This window comes from Enterobacter sp. WCHEn045836, assembly GCF_003965585.1.
Lineage (GTDB): Bacteria > Pseudomonadota > Gammaproteobacteria > Enterobacterales > Enterobacteriaceae > Enterobacter > Enterobacter dissolvens.
Genome location: NZ_RXPT01000011.1, coordinates 91,500 through 109,300, shown reverse-complemented (window position 1 = coordinate 109,300; position 17,801 = coordinate 91,500). Strand labels below are relative to the sequence as shown.

At 47.5% G+C, this 17,801-nt stretch carries 18 protein-coding genes and 1 pseudogene; 12 read left to right on the top strand and 7 right to left on the bottom strand.

Annotated features, from left to right (window positions below):
• Nucleotides 1-105 precede the first annotated feature (105 nt).
• Nucleotides 106-2,286 carry a type I secretion system permease/ATPase gene (locus tag EKN38_RS16000; RefSeq protein WP_014831842.1) on the top strand — a complete coding sequence of 727 codons (2,181 nt, stop codon included), beginning with the start codon at nt 106-108 and terminating at the stop codon, nt 2,284-2,286.
• Nucleotides 2,283-3,458 (top strand): HlyD family type I secretion periplasmic adaptor subunit, encoded by a 1,176-nt coding sequence (locus EKN38_RS15995; RefSeq protein ID WP_014831843.1) that lies wholly within the window; start codon nt 2,283-2,285, stop codon nt 3,456-3,458. The genes EKN38_RS16000 and EKN38_RS15995 overlap by 4 nt, the downstream gene beginning before the upstream one ends.
• Before the next feature lie 35 nt (nt 3,459-3,493).
• Here the strand turns inward: EKN38_RS15995 and EKN38_RS15990 are convergent, their stop codons facing one another.
• Complete coding sequence (locus EKN38_RS15990) at nt 3,494-4,378, bottom strand: hypothetical protein (RefSeq protein ID WP_014831844.1); 885 nt, start codon at nt 4,376-4,378, stop codon at nt 3,494-3,496.
• A gap of 330 nt (nt 4,379-4,708) precedes the next feature.
• Here EKN38_RS15990 and EKN38_RS15985 point away from each other — a divergent pair, with 330 nt between their 5' ends.
• Nucleotides 4,709-6,172, top strand: a complete 1,464-nt coding sequence (locus tag EKN38_RS15985) for an EAL domain-containing protein (protein WP_014831845.1) — start codon at nt 4,709-4,711, stop codon at nt 6,170-6,172.
• A 29-nt stretch (nt 6,173-6,201) separates the two neighbouring features.
• On the opposite strand, the gene EKN38_RS15980 is transcribed toward EKN38_RS15985, so the two are convergent.
• The 3 genes from EKN38_RS15980 to EKN38_RS15970 form a co-directional block, all read right to left on the bottom strand.
• Nucleotides 6,202-6,474 carry a YqjD family protein gene (locus EKN38_RS15980; RefSeq protein WP_013096686.1) on the bottom strand — a complete coding sequence of 91 codons (273 nt, stop codon included), beginning with the start codon at nt 6,472-6,474 and terminating at the stop codon, nt 6,202-6,204.
• A gap of 109 nt (nt 6,475-6,583) precedes the next feature.
• A complete protein-coding gene (locus tag EKN38_RS15975; RefSeq protein WP_014831846.1) occupies nt 6,584-7,252 on the bottom strand; it encodes an epoxyqueuosine reductase QueH in 669 nt (222 codons plus the stop codon).
• An 83-nt stretch (nt 7,253-7,335) separates the two neighbouring features.
• Nucleotides 7,336-7,812, bottom strand: coding sequence for a GNAT family N-acetyltransferase (locus EKN38_RS15970; protein WP_014831847.1), 477 nt, complete (start codon nt 7,810-7,812; stop codon nt 7,336-7,338).
• A gap of 82 nt (nt 7,813-7,894) precedes the next feature.
• On the opposite strand from EKN38_RS15970, the gene EKN38_RS15965 reads away from it, so the two are divergent.
• Nucleotides 7,895-8,821, top strand: a complete 927-nt coding sequence (locus EKN38_RS15965) for a LysR family transcriptional regulator (RefSeq protein WP_014831848.1) — start codon at nt 7,895-7,897, stop codon at nt 8,819-8,821.
• Nucleotides 8,822-8,991: 170 nt separating this feature from the next.
• Here the strand turns inward: EKN38_RS15965 and iraM are convergent, their stop codons facing one another.
• The gene (gene iraM / locus EKN38_RS26245) at nt 8,992-9,360 is read right to left on the bottom strand and encodes an anti-adapter protein IraM (RefSeq protein ID WP_014831849.1); all 369 of its coding nucleotides are present in this window, start codon (nt 9,358-9,360) and stop codon (nt 8,992-8,994) included.
• A 587-nt stretch (nt 9,361-9,947) separates the two neighbouring features.
• Nucleotides 9,948-10,172 (bottom strand): annotated as a pseudogene (locus tag EKN38_RS26060) (integrase); the annotation flags it as partial.
• Nucleotides 10,173-10,516: 344 nt separating this feature from the next.
• Between EKN38_RS26060 and EKN38_RS25800 the strand changes: the two are divergent.
• Both EKN38_RS25800 and EKN38_RS15950 read left to right on the top strand, forming a co-directional pair.
• Nucleotides 10,517-12,184: a hypothetical protein gene (locus EKN38_RS25800; RefSeq protein ID WP_185812852.1), complete on the top strand. Its 1,668-nt coding sequence runs from the start codon at nt 10,517-10,519 to the stop codon at nt 12,182-12,184.
• A gap of 352 nt (nt 12,185-12,536) precedes the next feature.
• Nucleotides 12,537-13,220: a hypothetical protein gene (locus EKN38_RS15950; RefSeq protein WP_126522415.1), complete on the top strand. Its 684-nt coding sequence runs from the start codon at nt 12,537-12,539 to the stop codon at nt 13,218-13,220.
• Nucleotides 13,221-13,404: 184 nt separating this feature from the next.
• On the opposite strand, the gene EKN38_RS15945 is transcribed toward EKN38_RS15950, so the two are convergent.
• Entirely contained in the window at nt 13,405-14,199 is a 795-nt protein-coding gene (locus tag EKN38_RS15945; RefSeq protein WP_014831852.1) for a hypothetical protein, read from the bottom strand.
• Between the two features lie 247 nt (nt 14,200-14,446).
• Here EKN38_RS15945 and EKN38_RS26170 point away from each other — a divergent pair, with 247 nt between their 5' ends.
• From EKN38_RS26170 to EKN38_RS15920, 6 genes are all read left to right on the top strand, one after another.
• Nucleotides 14,447-14,593, top strand: a complete 147-nt coding sequence (locus tag EKN38_RS26170; protein WP_312024364.1) for a phage tail protein — start codon at nt 14,447-14,449, stop codon at nt 14,591-14,593.
• 291 nt (nt 14,594-14,884) lie between these two features.
• Nucleotides 14,885-15,199 (top strand): hypothetical protein, encoded by a 315-nt coding sequence (locus tag EKN38_RS15935; protein WP_014831854.1) that lies wholly within the window; start codon nt 14,885-14,887, stop codon nt 15,197-15,199.
• Nucleotides 15,200-15,255: 56 nt separating this feature from the next.
• The gene (locus tag EKN38_RS26055) at nt 15,256-15,525 is read left to right on the top strand and encodes a putative phage minor tail protein L (protein WP_014831855.1); all 270 of its coding nucleotides are present in this window, start codon (nt 15,256-15,258) and stop codon (nt 15,523-15,525) included.
• Between the two features lie 34 nt (nt 15,526-15,559).
• Nucleotides 15,560-16,057 carry a S24 family peptidase gene (locus EKN38_RS26050; RefSeq protein WP_014831856.1) on the top strand — a complete coding sequence of 166 codons (498 nt, stop codon included), beginning with the start codon at nt 15,560-15,562 and terminating at the stop codon, nt 16,055-16,057.
• A gap of 187 nt (nt 16,058-16,244) precedes the next feature.
• Nucleotides 16,245-16,520 (top strand): metal/formaldehyde-sensitive transcriptional repressor, encoded by a 276-nt coding sequence (locus tag EKN38_RS15925; RefSeq protein ID WP_013096678.1) that lies wholly within the window; start codon nt 16,245-16,247, stop codon nt 16,518-16,520.
• 31 nt (nt 16,521-16,551) lie between these two features.
• Entirely contained in the window at nt 16,552-17,670 is a 1,119-nt protein-coding gene (locus EKN38_RS15920; RefSeq protein WP_014831857.1) for an S-(hydroxymethyl)glutathione dehydrogenase/class III alcohol dehydrogenase, read from the top strand.
• Nucleotides 17,671-17,801: the final 131 nt, after the last annotated feature.

Genomic DNA, 17,801 nt, shown 5'->3' with positions numbered 1-17,801 from the left:
CACAAGATTATTTTGCGGGCTCGTTTAGAAAGTGTTCGATTCTTAACCATCCCGTGAAGGTATCATTTCAGTGCGAAATTATCGCCCTGAACAGGACGTAGCATTATGAAGACACATCCACAGTACGAACCCTGGCTGCAGGGCATGCTCACCATCGCGAAGCACTATCGGCTGGACTTTTCGGCGGAGCACGTTCGGGTCACGATTAACCATGAAAGTCAGTCTCCGCGCCAGCTGGTGCTGGAGGAGATGGCGCGCCAGCTTGGGCTCGGGATGCGTGTGGTGGCGGCTGAAGCGGTATCCCTCGACCCGTGGCGTCTGCCGCTGCTGGCGGAGTTCACCGGTGGCCAAATCGCGGTCATTAACCGCATGGACAACGATGGCAACGTCAGCCTGCAATTCAGCGGCGACGGCGGGCTGGAGACAACGCTGACACGGGAAGCGCTCGGTTCGCGGTTGAAAACGCTGCTGGTGTTGCGCCCGCTGGAATCCACACCGGATGCCCGCGTGGATGACTACATCAAACCGTATGAGAAAAACTGGTTCTGGCAGCTGGCACTGAAAGACTGGCGGCGCTACAGCGATATCATGCTGGTGGCGCTGGTCGCCAACGTGCTGGCGCTTTCTGGCATGATCTTTTCCATGCAGGTCTATGACAGAGTGGTCCCGTCGCAGTCTGAAGCCACCCTGTGGGTACTGTTTGGCGGCGTGATGATCGCCATTGTGTTCGAGTTCATTATGCGCATGCTGCGCGTACATATTTCGGATGTGGTGGGAAAACGTGCTGACCTGCGGATCTCAGAGCGGGTGTTTGCCCACGCGCTGCGGATCAAAAACGGGGCCCGCTCCAAATCGACCGGCTCGTTTATCGCCCAGATCCGCGAGCTGGAGTCGGTGCGCGAGCTGATTACCTCCACCACCATCGCGGCGATTTCCGATCTGCCGTTCTTCCTGCTGTTTGTCTTTATTCTCTGGATGATTGGCGGTCCGCTGGTGCTGGTGGTTCTGCTCGCCGTACCGCTTCTGCTGATCCCCGGCCTGCTGGTGCAGCGCCCGCTGGGAAAACTCTCCAGCGAAGGGATGCGTGAATCCGCCATTCGTAACGCCACCCTGGTGGAGGCGGTGCAGGGCATTGAGGACATCAAGCTGATGCGCGCCGAACAGCGTTTTCAGAATCAGTGGAACAACACCAACGATGTGGCGGCCAGCGTCGGGATGAAACAGCGCTGGCTGACAGGGCTGCTCCTGACCTGGACCCAGGAGGTGCAGTCGATTGTCTACGCGGTGGTATTGCTGGTGGGGTGTTATCTGGTCATCAGCGGCGACATGACCACCGGTGCGCTGGTAGGGACCTCGATTCTGGCGTCGCGCACTATCGCGCCGCTGTCGCAGATCTCAGGCGTGCTCTCGCGCTGGCAATCGGCAAAGGTGGCGCGCAAGGGGCTGGACGACCTGATGCAGCGCCCGATTGACGATCCTCAGCAAGGCAAAAAGGTCCATAAAGCCCATCTGCGCGGGGACTATGCGCTTGAGGACGTGGGGTTCTGGTACGACGAAGAGGAAAAACTGACCGTGCTGAACATCAGCAAGCTGCAGATCCGCGCCGGTGAACGGGTGGCGGTGCTGGGGCGCAACGGCTCCGGTAAAAGCACCTTGCTGCAGCTTCTGGCCGGGATGCAGGAGCCGCAGGAGGGGAGCATTCTGCTGGACGATATCGCCTTAAACCATCTCGACACGGCCGACGTGCGCCGGGATATGCAGTTGCTCAGCCAGCAGGCGCGGCTGTTCTTTGGCTCCGTGCGCGACAATATTGTGATGGGCAATCCGCTTGCCACCGACGAGGAGATTCATCAGGCACTGGTCAACAGCGGTGCGCTGGAGTTTGTCCGCAAGCAGAAAATGGGGCTGAACTACATCATCAATGAAGGGGGGGCCGGGTTATCCGGTGGTCAGCGTCAGGCGTTACTGCTGGCGCGCGCCCTGATTACGTCGCCCAACATTCTCCTGCTGGACGAGCCTACCGCCTGGCTGGATGAGATGAGCGAAAAACAGTTTATACAGCACTTACAGCAATGGCTGGGCAAGCGCCGGACGCTGGTGGTGGCAACACACCGGCTGCCGATTCTGGATCTGGTTGACCGTATCATCGTGCTGGAAAACGGGAAAGTGGTCATGGACGGTCCGCGAGACGCGATCCTGCGTCAGCATGGGATGGCACCGCAAAAGGCGCCTCAGCGTACCGCGACCCTGAAACCGGCCGCAGTGGTCAGGGAGGGAATGGCATGAATGATGTATCCCGCTACAACAGCCGCCTGAAAGAGCCGCGTCTGCCGCGCTCCACGTGGGTGGCATGGTCCCTGTTCGCACTGCTTGCGGTATTTATCGCCTGGGCGAGCCTGTTCCAGCTTGATGAAGTCACCACCGGCAACGGCAAAGTGATACCGTCTTCCCACGAGCAGGTCATCCAGTCGCTGGAAGGGGGCATTATCCATAGCCTGCTGGTGCGCGAAGGTGACATCGTCGAACGTGGTCAGCAGCTGGCTCAGCTTGACCGGACCAAAACAGAGTCCAGCGTGCTGGAGAGTGAGTCGCGTCTGAACGCCGCGCTGGCAACGGCTGCCCGCCTGAAGGCGGAAGTCAACGACACGGAACTCGCGTTTCCGCAAGAGCTGGATGACGACGTTGAGCTGGTCAAACAAGAAACGGCGCTCTACCAGTCCCGCCGGGAAAGTCTTGAAAAAGGGCTGGCGGGTTTACGTCAGGGGGCTGAACTTGTTCAGCGTGAGCTGTCGTTAACCCGTCCGCTGGTCACCCAGGGGGCGGCGAGCAAGGTGGAGGTGCTACGTCTTGAGCGGCAAAAAAATGAGCTTGAGAACAAAATCACCGAAATGAAAAACCAGTATTACGTGCGCGCCCGTGAAGAGCTGGCGAAAGCGAATGCGGAGATCGAAGCCCAGCGCTCGGTGATGAAAGGGCGTGAGGATTCGCTGACCCGGCTGACCTTCAATGCACCGGTTCGTGGGATTGTGAAGGATATCGACGTCACGACCGTCGGCGGCGTCATCCCACCGAATGGTAAACTGATGAGTCTGGTGCCTCTTGACGATCAGATGGTGGTTGAAGCCAAAATTTCGCCGCGTGATGTGGCGTTTATCCATCCTGGTCAAAAAGCGCTGGTAAAAATTACCGCCTATGACTACTCGATTTACGGCGGGCTGGCAGGTGAGGTGACCATGATTTCACCGGATACCCTTCAGGATGAGGTCAAGAGAGACGTTTACTACTATCGCGTCTATATCCGTACCGACAGTAACCATCTGACCAATAAGCAGGGCAAAGATTTCCCTGTATTTCCGGGGATGATTGCGACGGTCGATATTAAAACGGGCAGTAAATCGATCCTCGATTATCTGTTGAAACCGCTGAACAAGGCAAAAGAAGCGTTGCGGGAACGTTAATGACAAGGGCGTTCGGGAAACCGAACGCCCAGTGGTTATACCGTGGATGTCACGTTGCCATTCGGGCGCCGCTCTTTGGGAAGAACGTTAATGTAGTGCGTGACGTAGGCAAAATATAGCCCGGCATAATTTTCAACGAGTTGAATAAATGCAGGGTAAATGGTCATACGGCCATCGCCTCTGTCTTTAAGATATCCTGCTTCCTGTGCGGCTTTAATAATACGGGCAACATGGATCCGGGAGACAAAAAATTCTTTTGCCAGCGTGCCAGGTGAATAATCGATTATCGCGCCATGGGCAGTTTGATTTTTAACAGCCTGTAAGTAAATATAAAGCATAATCATTCGACCGCCATCCTTATCAATAAACAATCCCACCTCAGGCAAAACAGCCCTGAACGTTAAACCACGAAACAGATACTCTGCCGCCCGCCGGAAAAAATTATTTCGTAACACATCATTATCTAACAGGTTAATGTTGATATTAAATGTCGGGTAAAGAATGCTGACGGGGATAAATGCGCCAGTCATGTAACGCTTGAGTTCATCCAGTCCTTTTTGCGTGGGGGCGATGCGTGTCTTGCGGCGATCTTCCGTACAGCGCCAGGTCTTAATACGCCCGGTGGTTCTCAGTAGGGTAATGATGGCGATGACGCTGTTTGGGCTGGCGATTTTGTATCGCGAACATAATTCCTTTATCTCTGATACGGATTCAGCCTGATTACCGAAAATAAAACAACACATGGAAAGGATGATATTGAACCGTGATTCCTGAAGCATGGTTTTGTAGAACAAGGGTTGTTTTTTATAGATGCTGTCATTAATTTTGTAGTGTTCTGTTATTGCCTCGCTAAACCGCGGGTTGTTCTTAATGACGTCCCTTCGATGTAGCAAGGCCCTGGATGAGATATGATTATCCATAGCGTTTTTTCTCTTTTTTGAGCAAGCCGATGTAATGAAGTATCCAGACTTCTTTTTCGGAATTTTCATTATACCCTGCGAGGAAAATATTTTCCGTCGTTATTTGCAAAGATTGTTATATTTGCTTTGCATATGGATGTGGACGGTGATTAACGCAAAGATGTTGCAGGGGGAAAGGTTGATAACAGTGTATTAACGTTCAGCGGTAAGATAAAATTAACCTGTTACGCAGGTTATATTCAGGCTTGTGACTTTTTCGAACGTGTTTAGTGTCGATTTGCTGGTCGTTATTGACCAGGGTAACGGTGTTTTTGTACCCAGGAGCGCATTATGATTCAAAACCAATCTCACAAGAATACTGATTGTCATGCACAGGTATTTGTAATTTCAGCCTGCAGTTTTACGTTCCAGGGGTATCAACTGTTACTTGAACAGCAGGGGATATCTGCGTCACATATACGTTTTGATGGCGACACCGCCAACCGGGAAGATGTCTATAATATTATCAGAAATCATGAAGCTACCATTTCGGTCTTTCCCGGCAAAGCGATCGTGGATCTTCTGGAGAGCCTGAAACGGCTTGCCGATATTCTCAATACGCTTCCCGTCATCCGCCAGGTCACCCTGTATGGTGATATTCCTGACAGCTGGCTGTACGGAACCCTGCGTAGCCTCTTGAATAGTAATCACAAACTTTCTCAGATACGCATCGCCACTCTGACTGCTATTGGTGATCATCACCAGAACGCTACCGGCGCGCACAAGGAGCGTTCTCGCTTATTACGGAATAGTCATCTGGATGGCAGTGATAAAGGGCATCAAAAAGGACTGACACAAAGAGAATTAGATGTTTTATTAAACTTCTACCGGGGAATGTCCGTTAATCAGCAGTGCGAAAAGCTCGGGCTGACGAATAAAACGGTCTATACCCACCGTAAGGAAGGTTTAAGAAAAATGCAATTAATTCACCTGTGGCTTAACGATCCTAAAGGCTATTCTTCTGAAGGAGCGGTAGGCAGACAGACTGAAAGAGAGCCGCTGTCCAGTACCGAGGTGGATGTTTTTAACGCGCTGCTTAAACGAGAAATATTCCCTGCCTATCAAATTATTACTGACAAATATAAAAAAGGTGTGGGTTTTGAAATTTTGTTACGCTGGAATAAAAACGGTAAAATCCTCAAGCCAGCCCATTTTTTGGCTGAGGTGAAAAATCGTGAATTATGGCTAAACATCACTGCGCTGGTGCTTCATGCTGCTATTTCTGGCATCAACAAATATAACGGGAAATACTATTTTTCGATCAATATTCCGCCACAACTTGCGGCCGGGAACGCCTTACCCGAAATGGCCAAAAAGGCCATAAAGATGCTACTTAACCCCCAGTGGGCCGGGAACCTGGTCTTTGAATTCGCTGAAGATATTGATGTCACAAAGGATAAAACCATCCCGGAAACCATGCGTCGCCTGCGCAGTACGGGCTGTAGGTTGTTTTTAGATGATTGCTTCTCCAGCCATCAGACTATGTTCCCGATAAGACAGGTTCATTTTGATGGCTTAAAACTTGACCGGGATATTGTCGGGCAGTTTGTTGCTAATGACAATGATTATAATCTTATTAAAGCGATTCAGATTTACAGTGACATGACCGGCAGCGAATGTATTGCAGAGGGAGTTGATAGTGCGGAAAAATTTGAAAAGCTGGTGGCGTTAGGTGTGAAAAGTTTCCAGGGATATTATCTTTCTCGTGCTGTAAAAGAAGAGGAGTTAGATCGTATGGTACGGATGTTTAGTTAGTGAAAAATAAGGCCCCGTGGGGCCTGAAATTATTTACGGCCGAGTAACAGGCCAAGAACAATACCCACTGCCCCAGCCGCAATCAGGCCGGTAAGCGGGTTATTTCTGACCGCTTCAGTGACATCAGAAACGGCATCACTGGCCTGCGCAGCATATTTACGTGCTGCACCTTTCACCTGATGTTTGGGGGAGTCAACGAATTCACCAAACTGCTGCTGTGCAGAGCCTGTCAGTTCGTCGAGTTTATTTTTCGCTTTATCACCAGCGTACTGTGCATTTTTATCAGCGTCGAAATCAGACATTGTTACCTCCTTTTGTGGATAACTTAAAGGATAGCCGCTATTTGGCCATCTGAGAGGCACAACGCTGATTCAGGCGCGTTTTCGGATATGTCTCCCCTGGAATGCTGTCTTACTCGTCGGATTCCTCTTTGCCGTAAAACAGTTTGCCGATTTTGATGAGAGGGCGTCCCTGAGACTTGCGGTGTAGGTTGCTGTCCCGCAGTGAATACACGCACCCGCAGTACTCCTGCTGATAGAACTGTTCGCGCTTGCTGATCTCAATCATGCGCGATGAGCCGCCTTGTTTGCGCCAGTTATAATCCCAGTAAACCATGCCCGGATAATGGGCTGCTGCACGATGACCGCAATCATTGATCTGCTGCATATTCTTCCAGCGCGAGATGCCAAGGGAGCTGCTGATCACGCTGAAACCATTTTCCGCCGCGTATAACGCCGTGCGTTCGAAACGCATGTCGAAGCACATGGTGCAGCGGACCCCACGCTCAGGCTCCCATTCCATCCCTTTTGCGCGTTCAAACCAGTTATCCGTATCGTAATCCGCATCGACAAAGGGCACGCCGTGTTTTTCAGCAAAACGAATATTCTCTTCCTTACGGATGAGGTACTCCTTTTGCGGGTGGATATTGGGGTTATAGAAGAAGATGGTGTAATCAATGCCCGAGGCCTGAATGGCCTCCATCACTTCGCCGGAGCAGGGCGCACAGCAGGAGTGCAGCAGCAGTTTGTCAGCGCCGTCTGGCAGGGTAAGTTGAGGACGAATGAAAGGGGCTGTGCTCATGGTATTCAACAATATGTTAATGAAATTTATGGAATTGTAGCATAGATCCCGCACAGCCGGGATCTATGCTCAGCGCGACGCGTTTATCCGGCGAATGTCCGCAGTGCTTCTCCATCCAGGCGATAGCGCACCCACTCGGACTGCGGCAGGGCGCCAATGCTCAGGTAAAAATCAATCGCTGGCTGGTTCCAGTCCAGTACGCTCCATTCCAGACGACCACACTGACGTTTTACGGCGAGCTGCGCGATGTGTTTCAGCAAGGCTCTTCCCGCGCCTTTACCGCGATAATCCGGGGATACATACAGGTCTTCCATATAGATACCGTTGCGGCCAAGCCAGGTTGAATAGCTGGTGAAGAACACGGCATAGCCAGCGATCTTACCTTCAAACTCTGCGATCAGCGCTTCGGTTTTACTGTCTGCGCTAAAGAGGGTTTCGCGGATCTCGTCCGGCGTGGTGATCACTTCTTCCGGCGCTTTTTCATAGACCGCCAGCTCATAAATCATGGCGTAAATGGCCGCCGCATCCTCGGGGCGGGCCTGACGAATAGTAATGCTCATGGTTGTTCCTGCATGTTTTGCGATTGATGGCGCTAAGCATACGGAGTATTGTCCGAAGAATTAAGTGCAATGAAATCAACAAATGATGAATATTATGCATCCGGCTCTGAGACGTCTTGATTTAAACCTGCTGCCCGTTTTCGACGCCATTTACCGTCACCGTTCGGTTCGCCTGGCAGCCGATGAGTTAGCGATGAGCACATCGGCACTGAGCCATGCGCTGTCACGTTTGCGAACGACGCTGAACGATCCGCTATTTTTTCGGGAAGGGCATCGCATGTCACCCAGCGTCTATGCCACACAGCTCGCGCCGTCCATTGCTTCCGCTTTGTCGTTCCTTAATCATGAGCTTACCCCGCAGCCGGAGTTTGACGCGGCCAAAAGTAGCGAGAGCCTGCACATTGCGATTACGGATTTTACCGCGCTTTGTATATTCCCGGCCCTGATGCACACATTGCAGGATGCCGCGCCGGGTTTGCGTTTTGAGTTGCGCTATCTGCCACACAGCCCCGCGCTGACGGAGCTGCTGGCGGGCGAAGTGGATCTGGCGCTCGGTTTCAGTACGGCGGAGGAGATCCGCCATCCTGAACTGGAGGAGATAAGCTGGTTTGAAGATGAGTATGTGGTCATCAGCAACACAAGCCGGACGCGTCTGACGCTGGAGGATTATCTCGCGGCCCGCCATCTGGTAGTCACCCCCTGGAATGAGAAGCAGGGCGTGCTGGATTTACGCCTGGAGGAGCTCGGCTATACCCGGCACATTGCGATCAAAACCCCGTCGATGCTCAGCGCACCGTTTATCGTGGCGCAAAGCGATCTGCTGATGGCCATTCCCCGCAATGCGGCCGAAAAGCTGAAGGCGGCAGTGAATATCAACATTTTTACCTTACCGTTCTCCATTCAAAAATTTGACGTGAAAATTTACTCCCATAAACGCAGCGGTCAGCGGGGTGCAACCCGCTGGCTGAAAGAAGAGTTGCAAGCGCTGGCGCAACGGGGTGATAGATGATTAATAAAATATATTATCCGAGATATGACCGTGCGCCTGCCGCAAGTCATCGACAGGCGCACGGATGCCGTAACTGATAGGGTTTCAGTTGGTATCTCAGTATAATAAATGTTAAGCATGCGGTCCCTGTAACAGGGGGCAGCGGATCCAAAAGCTAACTTATTAAATGATTAGCTATCGCGAGGCACGCTTATTATCAAAGGGGTTGTCTCAAATCCGTGCGGGCATTTGCGCGCATTGCAATGCTCAGCGTATGAGCAGTCTTCAGAATCCAGGTTTTTATTAAAAGGACAGGCCATTTTATTTTTTATTTCGTACCACAGGTTCTCATTGTATGGCGAGACGTTATAAAGGGAAATTTGGTTAAACACGCCATTTACAAAAATTCCATTTTTCGTTGTATGTATTCTGTCTCCGGGCAAAAGATAGATGTCACTCTCGTACCAAATTATTAATCTTAATAATTTCAGACCAACAATATGCGAATAAACGATTCCTGTGTTAGGGCAAATGACAGAACTTAATACTCGCCACGACATCATACTCTTCTCCATAAGATATTGTTACCTGGATTTAGGTTTAGCACGTGATCAGACATCAATCAATGTTGTAACTCATTGATATTGATCGTTATTTTAGGTCACCTTGCTTTTTATTCATATATAACAATGGCTTGCGTAATATGGTTTCGATAATTATTTAGAATTATTTATCTAATGAGTAAGTGGAGTGGTTTGATTTTGACCGTTTACAGGTTATGAATGCAAAAAAATAAGATTACGTAGAAGCCTTTATTATTAAGGAAAACTTAATCAAGCCGGAAATCATTTCATTTCAACCTGTTACAAGGTTTAAGGTTTAGAAGGCTTTTTGAATTATTATCAATGCTGCTAATCGATTCCAGCGAATAAAGGGGACTGGTGGCGCCTTTTTTTGGCTTAGCCATAGAAAATGGCTGAATTCGAATGTAGGGGCCAGCATTTCAAAGAGAAATTATTCAGAATTACTTATGTATGATAATGCGCTTCAAGAGCTTGATAACCCTATGAAAGCTATTGTTTACATAATGTTGCTTTAAAGGATGCCATACCCCCTAGTAGAGGGGTGTTCATTTACATGATTGATATTATTGGTTTAATTTTGATGATTTTGTTTTCAGGGGCATATTGGAAGCAAACCCTAACCGCTCGTTTAATAGCTCAACCTGCTCACCGTCAAACTCATTGATCCAGGCTGAATACATCCACACCATCTCAGCATCTTCGTGCCCGAGTTGGCTGGCGATGAACGGAGGGTTTGCCCCAGCCGCAAGTGACCACCATGCGTAACTGTGCCGTGACTGGTTGCGCTTAATAATATGTCAGCTAACTTTAAAAGGCATCCACTGGATGGAATGCCTTTTGAGTGATGAATCTCCCTAGCGGAGGGGCGAAAACAGCAAATTCTGAAAGTGATAAAGAGACGCGCGGGGCTGGTGGCTAACCAGATTCTCATCGGGAGGCACCCGACATCATACTCGTTACTTCCCTTATCTCCTTAAGGAGGCCTGTTCGTCCGAACAGGCTTTTTATTGGGATGAGTCATTCGGCTAGCTGGGTATTCTGTTGGGGGGTATGCACTGCGATGTGAGCTACTTAGCTTGAAGAATGTACCTTATAGGTTAAAATACTCAAAATCCTTTTATACCAATCGATTATGACAAATGCTTGCGACGATTTTTTCTGCTTAGTTAATTTAGATCCTAATGGACCTAAAATTTTCGGCTTTTCTGAGTTTTTAGCCGGATTAGCACTGATGGTTTTAGCGTGGACTATTGCTGATTTTCGGTATCGCTTTAGAATTAAAACTGCGCCAATACCCCTTGAGAAAATTACCTTTTGGGTGGTTTTGGTAGTAGGATTCATGACAATTCTAACAGATCTTTGGAGGGCTAATAGTCTTCCTGTCATAAGAGGTAATTTAATAAGCCCAGCTGGATGGCAAGCATCTTTAGCAGGAGTGTTTTTTATTACTTTCATTGGGTGGGTTTGGTTTGCATTCATAAAACCGTCAAAATATGGAAAGCTAACAAGCAAAAGATACATAGCGGTAGTTTATCAATGTATATTGCGGGGCTCAAAAACTGAACTCGCTATTCTTGCAGATGAGCTAGCTAGATCCTCTAAAAAATTAGTCTTTTACGCCACAGATTTCAAAGGTGAAGTTACTGATGAACATTTAGAAAATCTCCCTGATGTTGAAGCTATTGCAAATGATATGCTTTCTCTCATATCGGACAAGAGGTTTTGTAAGACGGTAATAGAGTCCTCACAGAATTTAGCTTTGATATTATTTACAGAGGTCGAAAGATCAAATAAGTATGGTATTCTTCTTGGTGTTTTTTCTAAGAACCTTCTTATCGAAGCTATAAAATATGAAGATTCTTTTTTATATCATGAGTCTGATTTCTACGAATCAGGATTTTTAGGTTCATATAGGCCGCTCAGCAGAGCTATGTTCGGAAACTCTAGGATGGTTGAAAAACTTGAGATCACATTTGATGTTGGTTGGAATTTAGAAAAAAAATGGACCACAAAAGAATTACAAGCTTACATAAGAGCTTTCTTGGTTTTTGTTAAGGCTTACATCAAAGACGGGGTTCCACGTCATTCATTTGTAATGAATAGAACCTTAAGAAGTATATCCGAAAAGTCTAATGAGTTACATAAAGTCAATGGCGTTGCGAATAGCTGGGATACCGAACCGGTTCAAAATCTTAGTGTTATTGTAAGTTTTTTTAAAGAACTTATTACGGAATTAGATAAAAGAGAAAAACCTTTCCATTACACTTTACGCATTAAGGATAAAAAACCAAATCCTAATCACAGCATCTATGACACGTTAGCAAAACAAATGTATGCAGTGATTCATAATGCATCCTACATAAATAATCCTTGGTGGGATTGCTGGTCCATTCATCATAATACTCTCCTTGATTCTTTCTTTGATGTTTACAAGATAACTGGCGCTGCTGGCAAAATAATTCAGCATAAATTGCGGCGTGAGATATATGATCAAATAAAAAGAATGGAGACTTTTCCAAACTTTCAAGGGGCAAGAATACTAGGTTTTTGCTTGTTTGCTATGGGATTTAAAGCTAGCAAGGAACTTTCCGGCAAGAATATATATGCTTTACATAAAGTAATTCTCAATTGGGTAAAGATTAATTTCAAAACATTACATGAGCGCAATGCAAAGGTAAGTTCAGCATGTTTGTTTACATCTATTTCATACAATGTGGAAACTAATTCGCTTGTTCGTGTTCATGAAGCAAGAGGACTTAGTGATAAAGATCAATATGAGTATTTTGTATTAGATGATTAAACATAAATTATTAAGCTAAGTTGCCTAACGGCGGTTTTTTATGCCTGCAATTTGGGAGGAATCATGCAGAACTACATCCAGCCAGGGACTGTGGTCCGGTATTTAATTTTTTACACGAGAACAGTATGGCGATACAGGGCGCATTAACGGCGTTCTTCATCGCTTTGCCGTTCTCTTTGTAAGTTGGAGTGGTCTTTTGTCATTGGAGCTAGTGTTGACCGTTACAGTGATTCTAACCTGATGATGAGAAGCTTTAACGTTGTCAAAGCTTGCTTAAGCTTCATCGTAAATGTTTGTAGTAGATTGGCCTTGAGTGGTACTGATATGATAACTACTTTACTAAGGAGTAGTTATGGATTGGCTGGGAATTCCTTTTCAATTAAACGGTAATGATGTGTTTTACCATGGCGATTTCGTTCTTAAGCAGATACCCAAGATCGTGGTTGAAAGCGATAGTGGCTGGATCATCTTTGCCAGCCTAGTGTCCGCACTTTTGGCTGGCGGTTTACCAGCAATTATGGCGTGGAAGGCATTAAGATCTACTGCAGAATCACTGCAAAAGCAAATGGCTCATCAAGAGCAGATGACAAAGCTTGCTTTGAAAACAGAAATTGAATCCAAAAATCAGACTGATTATATCGAAGAGTTGGTTAATGTAGCTGCGGAATGTGTCGCTGTCGCTGCCGCTGAAGCTGTGAAATTCATTATGCAGGATGCTACAAAGTCTTTTCGTAGAAATGATAGCCAAGAACGTCAAAATCATTTGTTGGATTTACAAAAAGAAAAAAGACATATTTTCTCTGTAGCTTCTTGGAAGATGCTTTTGCATCTTGAAAAAAGAGGAGTTGACTATTTATTGCTCAAGAAAGGGATGATTTCGATTTATAAAGTTCTAAATGATTTCGAATCGACAGATATTGAAATCGATCATGATACTTTTAATAGTGGTCTCAATACAGTAAGAGATGCTATGAAAGAAATCATAGCTGGCGAGTTTAGAAAGCTTCAAGAGCTAACAAATTATAAAGAAATATGATTTTAAGTAACTTATCAACCGCCTTATGGCGGTTTTGATTGTCACCCCTAAACCACCTCCTGGGGGTGACAATTCAAGTAAAATCCGCGTGAGCAGATTTTACTTTAAACTATTAATCAAGTTGGATTGATAGCTCAATCTGCGTTACAACTTCTTAACCATTAAGTTGTTAATATATAGTTTTTTATAACAAAGTTGAGAGCGCAGAAATGAATGGCGCGAAAACAGTAATGTGCGCAGATACATTTTGCATGAAATCTTTGTAAGCTTCCTTGAAACTACCGCTCTGATGACTCGAAGCAAGAGCTTGTACGTTATCTATTAATGTTCTTTCAGTTTCTTCGTCCAGTTGATTCGATTTGATGGCCTCTATCATGTCAGCGAAAATTGTTGGCTCGTTATAATTTGTTGCCACTGAAGCTGTAGCGCCTGCAGAATTGATATTTATACTAGATCCAGAAATGCCGCTTACGTTAATGGATGATTCTTGTTTCATAATAGGGATGCCGTTTTCCATTTTATAGAGGTCACTTTGTTCGAGCATATTAACGGTTACACGAATTGCAGCGAGAATTTGCTCTTGTTTTTTAAAAAGTGCAATCATTTGATTTACAGACCACAGATCGACATCGCATTCTTCACAAACTGCTTTTGCAACATCCGGAACGTTCGGATCATATCTACCAAAGGCCCATGAATTCTTCAAAACATTAATGATTGAAGTTAGGGTGGGGTATGAGCTGAAGTCACTATTGATATTACATAAAACTCCTGCTATGAACATAGCCATGCTGCGTCCATCGCTATAAAGAGCTTCAACTTTGCCTCTTTTTGTATGGGGGATTTTAGCAATATAACGGAAGTCTTCTTTATTTTTTAGATGGCTCCAATCTTTATCAAAGGAATGAAATTCTTCTCCAATAGAGACGAGTCTGGATATTTCTGCAGTTACTTGTGCGAGATCTTTTCTAATTTCCAAACTATTACTCCTTGTGTTGTGATTTTATTCATGCTGGTTTTCAATCAATAGTTAATGTATTGTTGAGCTAGAGAATAATTCCGTGTGTGAAATATCACGTAGTAAAAACAATGTGTTGAACGAGAGTATACCGCGTAACCCTTTGTTTTTAAATAATAAGAGATAAATCATTAAATTACAATGGGTTAACTCCGTTTTTTTCTGCTCTCTTAAAGAACGTAATTTTTCCGATAACATGGCTTAAAATATGATTGATATATTTAAGTGGCCAACTCAGATTTCACCAACCGCTACCGATACCATCAACCTCTACACCGCACAGTTCGGTGACGGGTACGAACAGGAGGCGATTAACGGCATCAACAATGTGGCGGAAGAATGGGAACTCACCTGAACGGGCAAGAAGAATGACGTGGCGGCTATCCGTGCGTTTCTTCATTCCCATGCCTATCAATCCTTCTGGTGGTCGAATCCGTGGGGTGAGAAAAAACTCTACCGGGTGAAACCTGACTCAATTAAACCAACGTTTATCTCATGTAAAGTTGTCTCACTGGCATTCACATTTAAACAGGCCTTTGCCCCATAATTTTTTATGAGTTTGGTTTATGACAGGTTTAGAAGTGACTGGTACCATGCGAGCCGCTTTAAAATAAAAATATGTGAATTAATTTAGGAACATATGTTAATGAAAAAGTTAACGCTTCTCGTTTTAAGTGTTGGATTCCTGTCTGCCTGTGCTACTAAGCAATATCCTCAGGCCCCTGCGGTCACAGGGGAAGAGACTTCTGCATTCGACTGTCAGGCGATCAAACAGGAAATTGCAAAAACGCACAGCATTCAGCAAGAAATCGAGTCAACAGGTGAATTTGATGGCAGAACAGTTCTTGGCGTGCTGGGTGATTTTGGCATTGGTAACGGCATGGCTAAAAGTGATGCCAGAAAAAAGGCACAGGCGCGACTCAATCAGCTTGAATCTTTGAAACAGGTCAAATGCCAGTAAAGTGTTCAGGTCAAAACACAAACCCGCTTCGGCGGGTTTTTTTATGGGTAAAATTAATGGGACTAAATGCTGATTTCCAGGCGCTGGAGCCTGGCGAAAAAATCCAGCTAATCGAGGTTGATGGAACATCCTTCGGGATGGATAAGGTGCTTCGCTTCCACGCATACAATATCCACTCTGAAGGCTGGGCATCGTTTGCCGCTGACAATCTACCTTCCATCATCTGGCAGGGTAACGAATACGATCCGCATCCCTACGAAGTGACGGGTCAGGATCTGGTTCGGGCCCACAGCCGACGCCGACTCTTTCTGTGGGAATATCTCTAACTACGTCACGGCGCTCTGTCTGCAGTATTACGACATGATGAAGGCTAAGGTTCGCATTCATACCTCGTTCGCTAAATATCTGGATGCCGCTAACTGGGTGCATGGCAATGGGAAGCGCGCACCTTTATGCTGTTCAATCCTAACGGGAGGCTTTGAGATGGGTTTCCCTTCACCGGCTACTGACTACATCGAAGAGCGGATTTCGCTGGATAAATTATTTATTTCTCACCCGAGCGCCTCATATTTCATGAAGTCGGCAAACACGTGCTGGCATGCCGGTATAACTCAGGGAGCGCTTCTTATCGTTGATTGCTCGGCTACCCCTTGCGATGGTTCGGTTGTCGTTTGCAAGCTTGCGGGGGATTTTCATATTCGGAGATTCAGAACTCACCCATATAAGCATCTGAAAAGCCTGGGAGATGACGGTCGAAAGGAACGGATAAACACTGATGATGACGGGATTTTTGGCGTGCTTATGCACGCGGTTAACGACATGCGAACGATGGAATTTGATGATAATCCGGTGATATGAGGGATAGGATCGAGGGTACATTTTTGGGGCGGTTTGGGGAAAATTTTGGGGGCAGTAAAAAGTCCTTTAATGTCCGATAGTGCCTTTTGACTACGTCGGGTAAATGCATGATAACCATAGAAAACTTAATGTTTACATAAGGTTGCTAAAAAAGGTACCATACCCCCCTATAGTATCAGGAGGCCGTATGCCGCACTCACCCGAAGATAAAAAACGTATCCTCACTCGCGTCCGTCGCATTCGGGGCCAGGTTGATGCCCTTGAACGCGCGCTGGAGTCGGGCGACCCCTGTCTGGCTATCCTGCAGCAAATTGCCGCCGTGCGCGGCGCTGCCAATGGCCTGATGGGCGAAATGGTCGAAATTCACCTCAAAGATGAGCTGGTGACGGGGGAAACCACGCCAGATCAGCGAGCCGTGCGCATGGCAGAAGTCGGCCATTTGCTGCGCGCTTATCTAAAATAAACCCACACACCACACAATAAGGGAAGACACTATGAAATCTCGCGCAGCCGTCGCATTTGGCCCAGGCCAGCCGCTCAAAATCGTTGAAATCGACGTTGCACCGCCGAAGAAGGGCGAAGTGCTGATCAAAATTACCCACACTGGCGTATGCCATACCGATGCCTTTACGCTGTCGGGTGACGATCCGGAAGGCGTTTTCCCGGCGGTGCTCGGCCATGAAGGGGGCGGTGTGGTGGTGGAAGTCGGCGAAGGCGTGACCAGCCTGAAGCCGGGCGACCACGTGATCCCGCTGTACACCGCAGAATGCGGCGAGTGTAAGTTCTGTAAATCCGGTAAGACCAACCTCTGCCAGGCGGTTCGCGCCACTCAGGGCAAGGGCCTGATGCCGGACGGTACCACCCGTTTCTCCTATAACGGCGAGCCGGTTTACCACTACATGGGCACCAGCACCTTCAGCGAATACACCGTTTGCGCGGAGATCTCACTGGCGAAGGTGAACCCGCAGGCGCCGCTGGATAAGGTCTGTCTGCTGGGCTGCGGCGTCACTACCGGGATTGGCGCGGTACACAACACGGCGAAAGTGAAAGAGGGCGACACCGTGGCGGTGTTCGGTCTTGGCGGGATTGGTCTGGCGGTGATTCAGGGGGCAGTTCAGGCGAAGGCCGGTCGCATCATCGCGGTGGATACCAACCCGGAAAAATTCAAACTGGCGGGTGAAATGGGGGCGACGGATTTCGTCAACCCGAAAGATCACGAAAAACCGATTCAGGAGGTCATCGTTGAGATGACCGACGGTGGCGTGGACTTCAGCTTCGAATGTATCGGCAACGTGAACGTGATGCGTTCCGCGCTTGAATGCTGCCATAAAGGTTGGGGCGAGAGCATCATCATCGGCGTGGCCGGTGCGGGTCAGGAGATCAAAACCCGTCCGTTCCAGCTGGTAACCGGGCGCGTATGGCGTGGCTCAGCGTTCGGCGGCGTGAAAGGGCGCACGCAGCTGCCGGGGATGGTGGAAGATGCGATGGCCGGGAAAATCCAGCTCGATCCGTTCATTACCCACCGTTTACCGCTGGAGCAGATCAACGACGCGTTCGATCTCATGCACGAAGGTAAATCCATCCGTACCGTCATTCATTTCGGCGACAAGTAACTCTTCTGCCAGCGGTTTTTCGCCGCTGGCGTTTCTTTAATAATCTTCTCTAAAGTGTGACCAGTGCGGCGTTTTTAGCCGTAATCTAAATCTCAGCCGTGCCGATGACTATCTAACAGGCGTGTTTTTAC

Excerpts from the sequence above, each read along its gene's own strand:
- EKN38_RS16000 (WP_014831842.1), top strand. The coding sequence starts at position 106 with ATGAAGACACATCCACAGTACGAACCCTGGCTGCAGGGCATGCTCACC.
- EKN38_RS15995 (WP_014831843.1), top strand. The coding sequence starts at position 2,283 with ATGAATGATGTATCCCGCTACAACAGCCGCCTGAAAGAGCCGCGTCTG.
- EKN38_RS15990 (WP_014831844.1), bottom strand. The coding sequence starts at position 4,378 with ATGGATAATCATATCTCATCCAGGGCCTTGCTACATCGAAGGGACGTC.
- EKN38_RS15985 (WP_014831845.1), top strand. The coding sequence starts at position 4,709 with ATGATTCAAAACCAATCTCACAAGAATACTGATTGTCATGCACAGGTA.
- EKN38_RS15980 (WP_013096686.1), bottom strand. The coding sequence starts at position 6,474 with ATGTCTGATTTCGACGCTGATAAAAATGCACAGTACGCTGGTGATAAA.
- EKN38_RS15975 (WP_014831846.1), bottom strand. The coding sequence starts at position 7,252 with ATGAGCACAGCCCCTTTCATTCGTCCTCAACTTACCCTGCCAGACGGC.
- EKN38_RS15970 (WP_014831847.1), bottom strand. The coding sequence starts at position 7,812 with ATGAGCATTACTATTCGTCAGGCCCGCCCCGAGGATGCGGCGGCCATT.
- EKN38_RS15965 (WP_014831848.1), top strand. The coding sequence starts at position 7,895 with ATGATGAATATTATGCATCCGGCTCTGAGACGTCTTGATTTAAACCTG.
- iraM (WP_014831849.1), bottom strand. The coding sequence starts at position 9,360 with ATGTCGTGGCGAGTATTAAGTTCTGTCATTTGCCCTAACACAGGAATC.
- EKN38_RS25800 (WP_185812852.1), top strand. The coding sequence starts at position 10,517 with ATGACAAATGCTTGCGACGATTTTTTCTGCTTAGTTAATTTAGATCCT.
- EKN38_RS15950 (WP_126522415.1), top strand. The coding sequence starts at position 12,537 with ATGGATTGGCTGGGAATTCCTTTTCAATTAAACGGTAATGATGTGTTT.
- EKN38_RS26170 (WP_312024364.1), top strand. The coding sequence starts at position 14,447 with ATGATTGATATATTTAAGTGGCCAACTCAGATTTCACCAACCGCTACC.
- EKN38_RS15935 (WP_014831854.1), top strand. The coding sequence starts at position 14,885 with ATGAAAAAGTTAACGCTTCTCGTTTTAAGTGTTGGATTCCTGTCTGCC.
- EKN38_RS26055 (WP_014831855.1), top strand. The coding sequence starts at position 15,256 with ATGGGACTAAATGCTGATTTCCAGGCGCTGGAGCCTGGCGAAAAAATC.
- EKN38_RS26050 (WP_014831856.1), top strand. The coding sequence starts at position 15,560 with ATGATGAAGGCTAAGGTTCGCATTCATACCTCGTTCGCTAAATATCTG.
- EKN38_RS15925 (WP_013096678.1), top strand. The coding sequence starts at position 16,245 with ATGCCGCACTCACCCGAAGATAAAAAACGTATCCTCACTCGCGTCCGT.
- EKN38_RS15920 (WP_014831857.1), top strand. The coding sequence starts at position 16,552 with ATGAAATCTCGCGCAGCCGTCGCATTTGGCCCAGGCCAGCCGCTCAAA.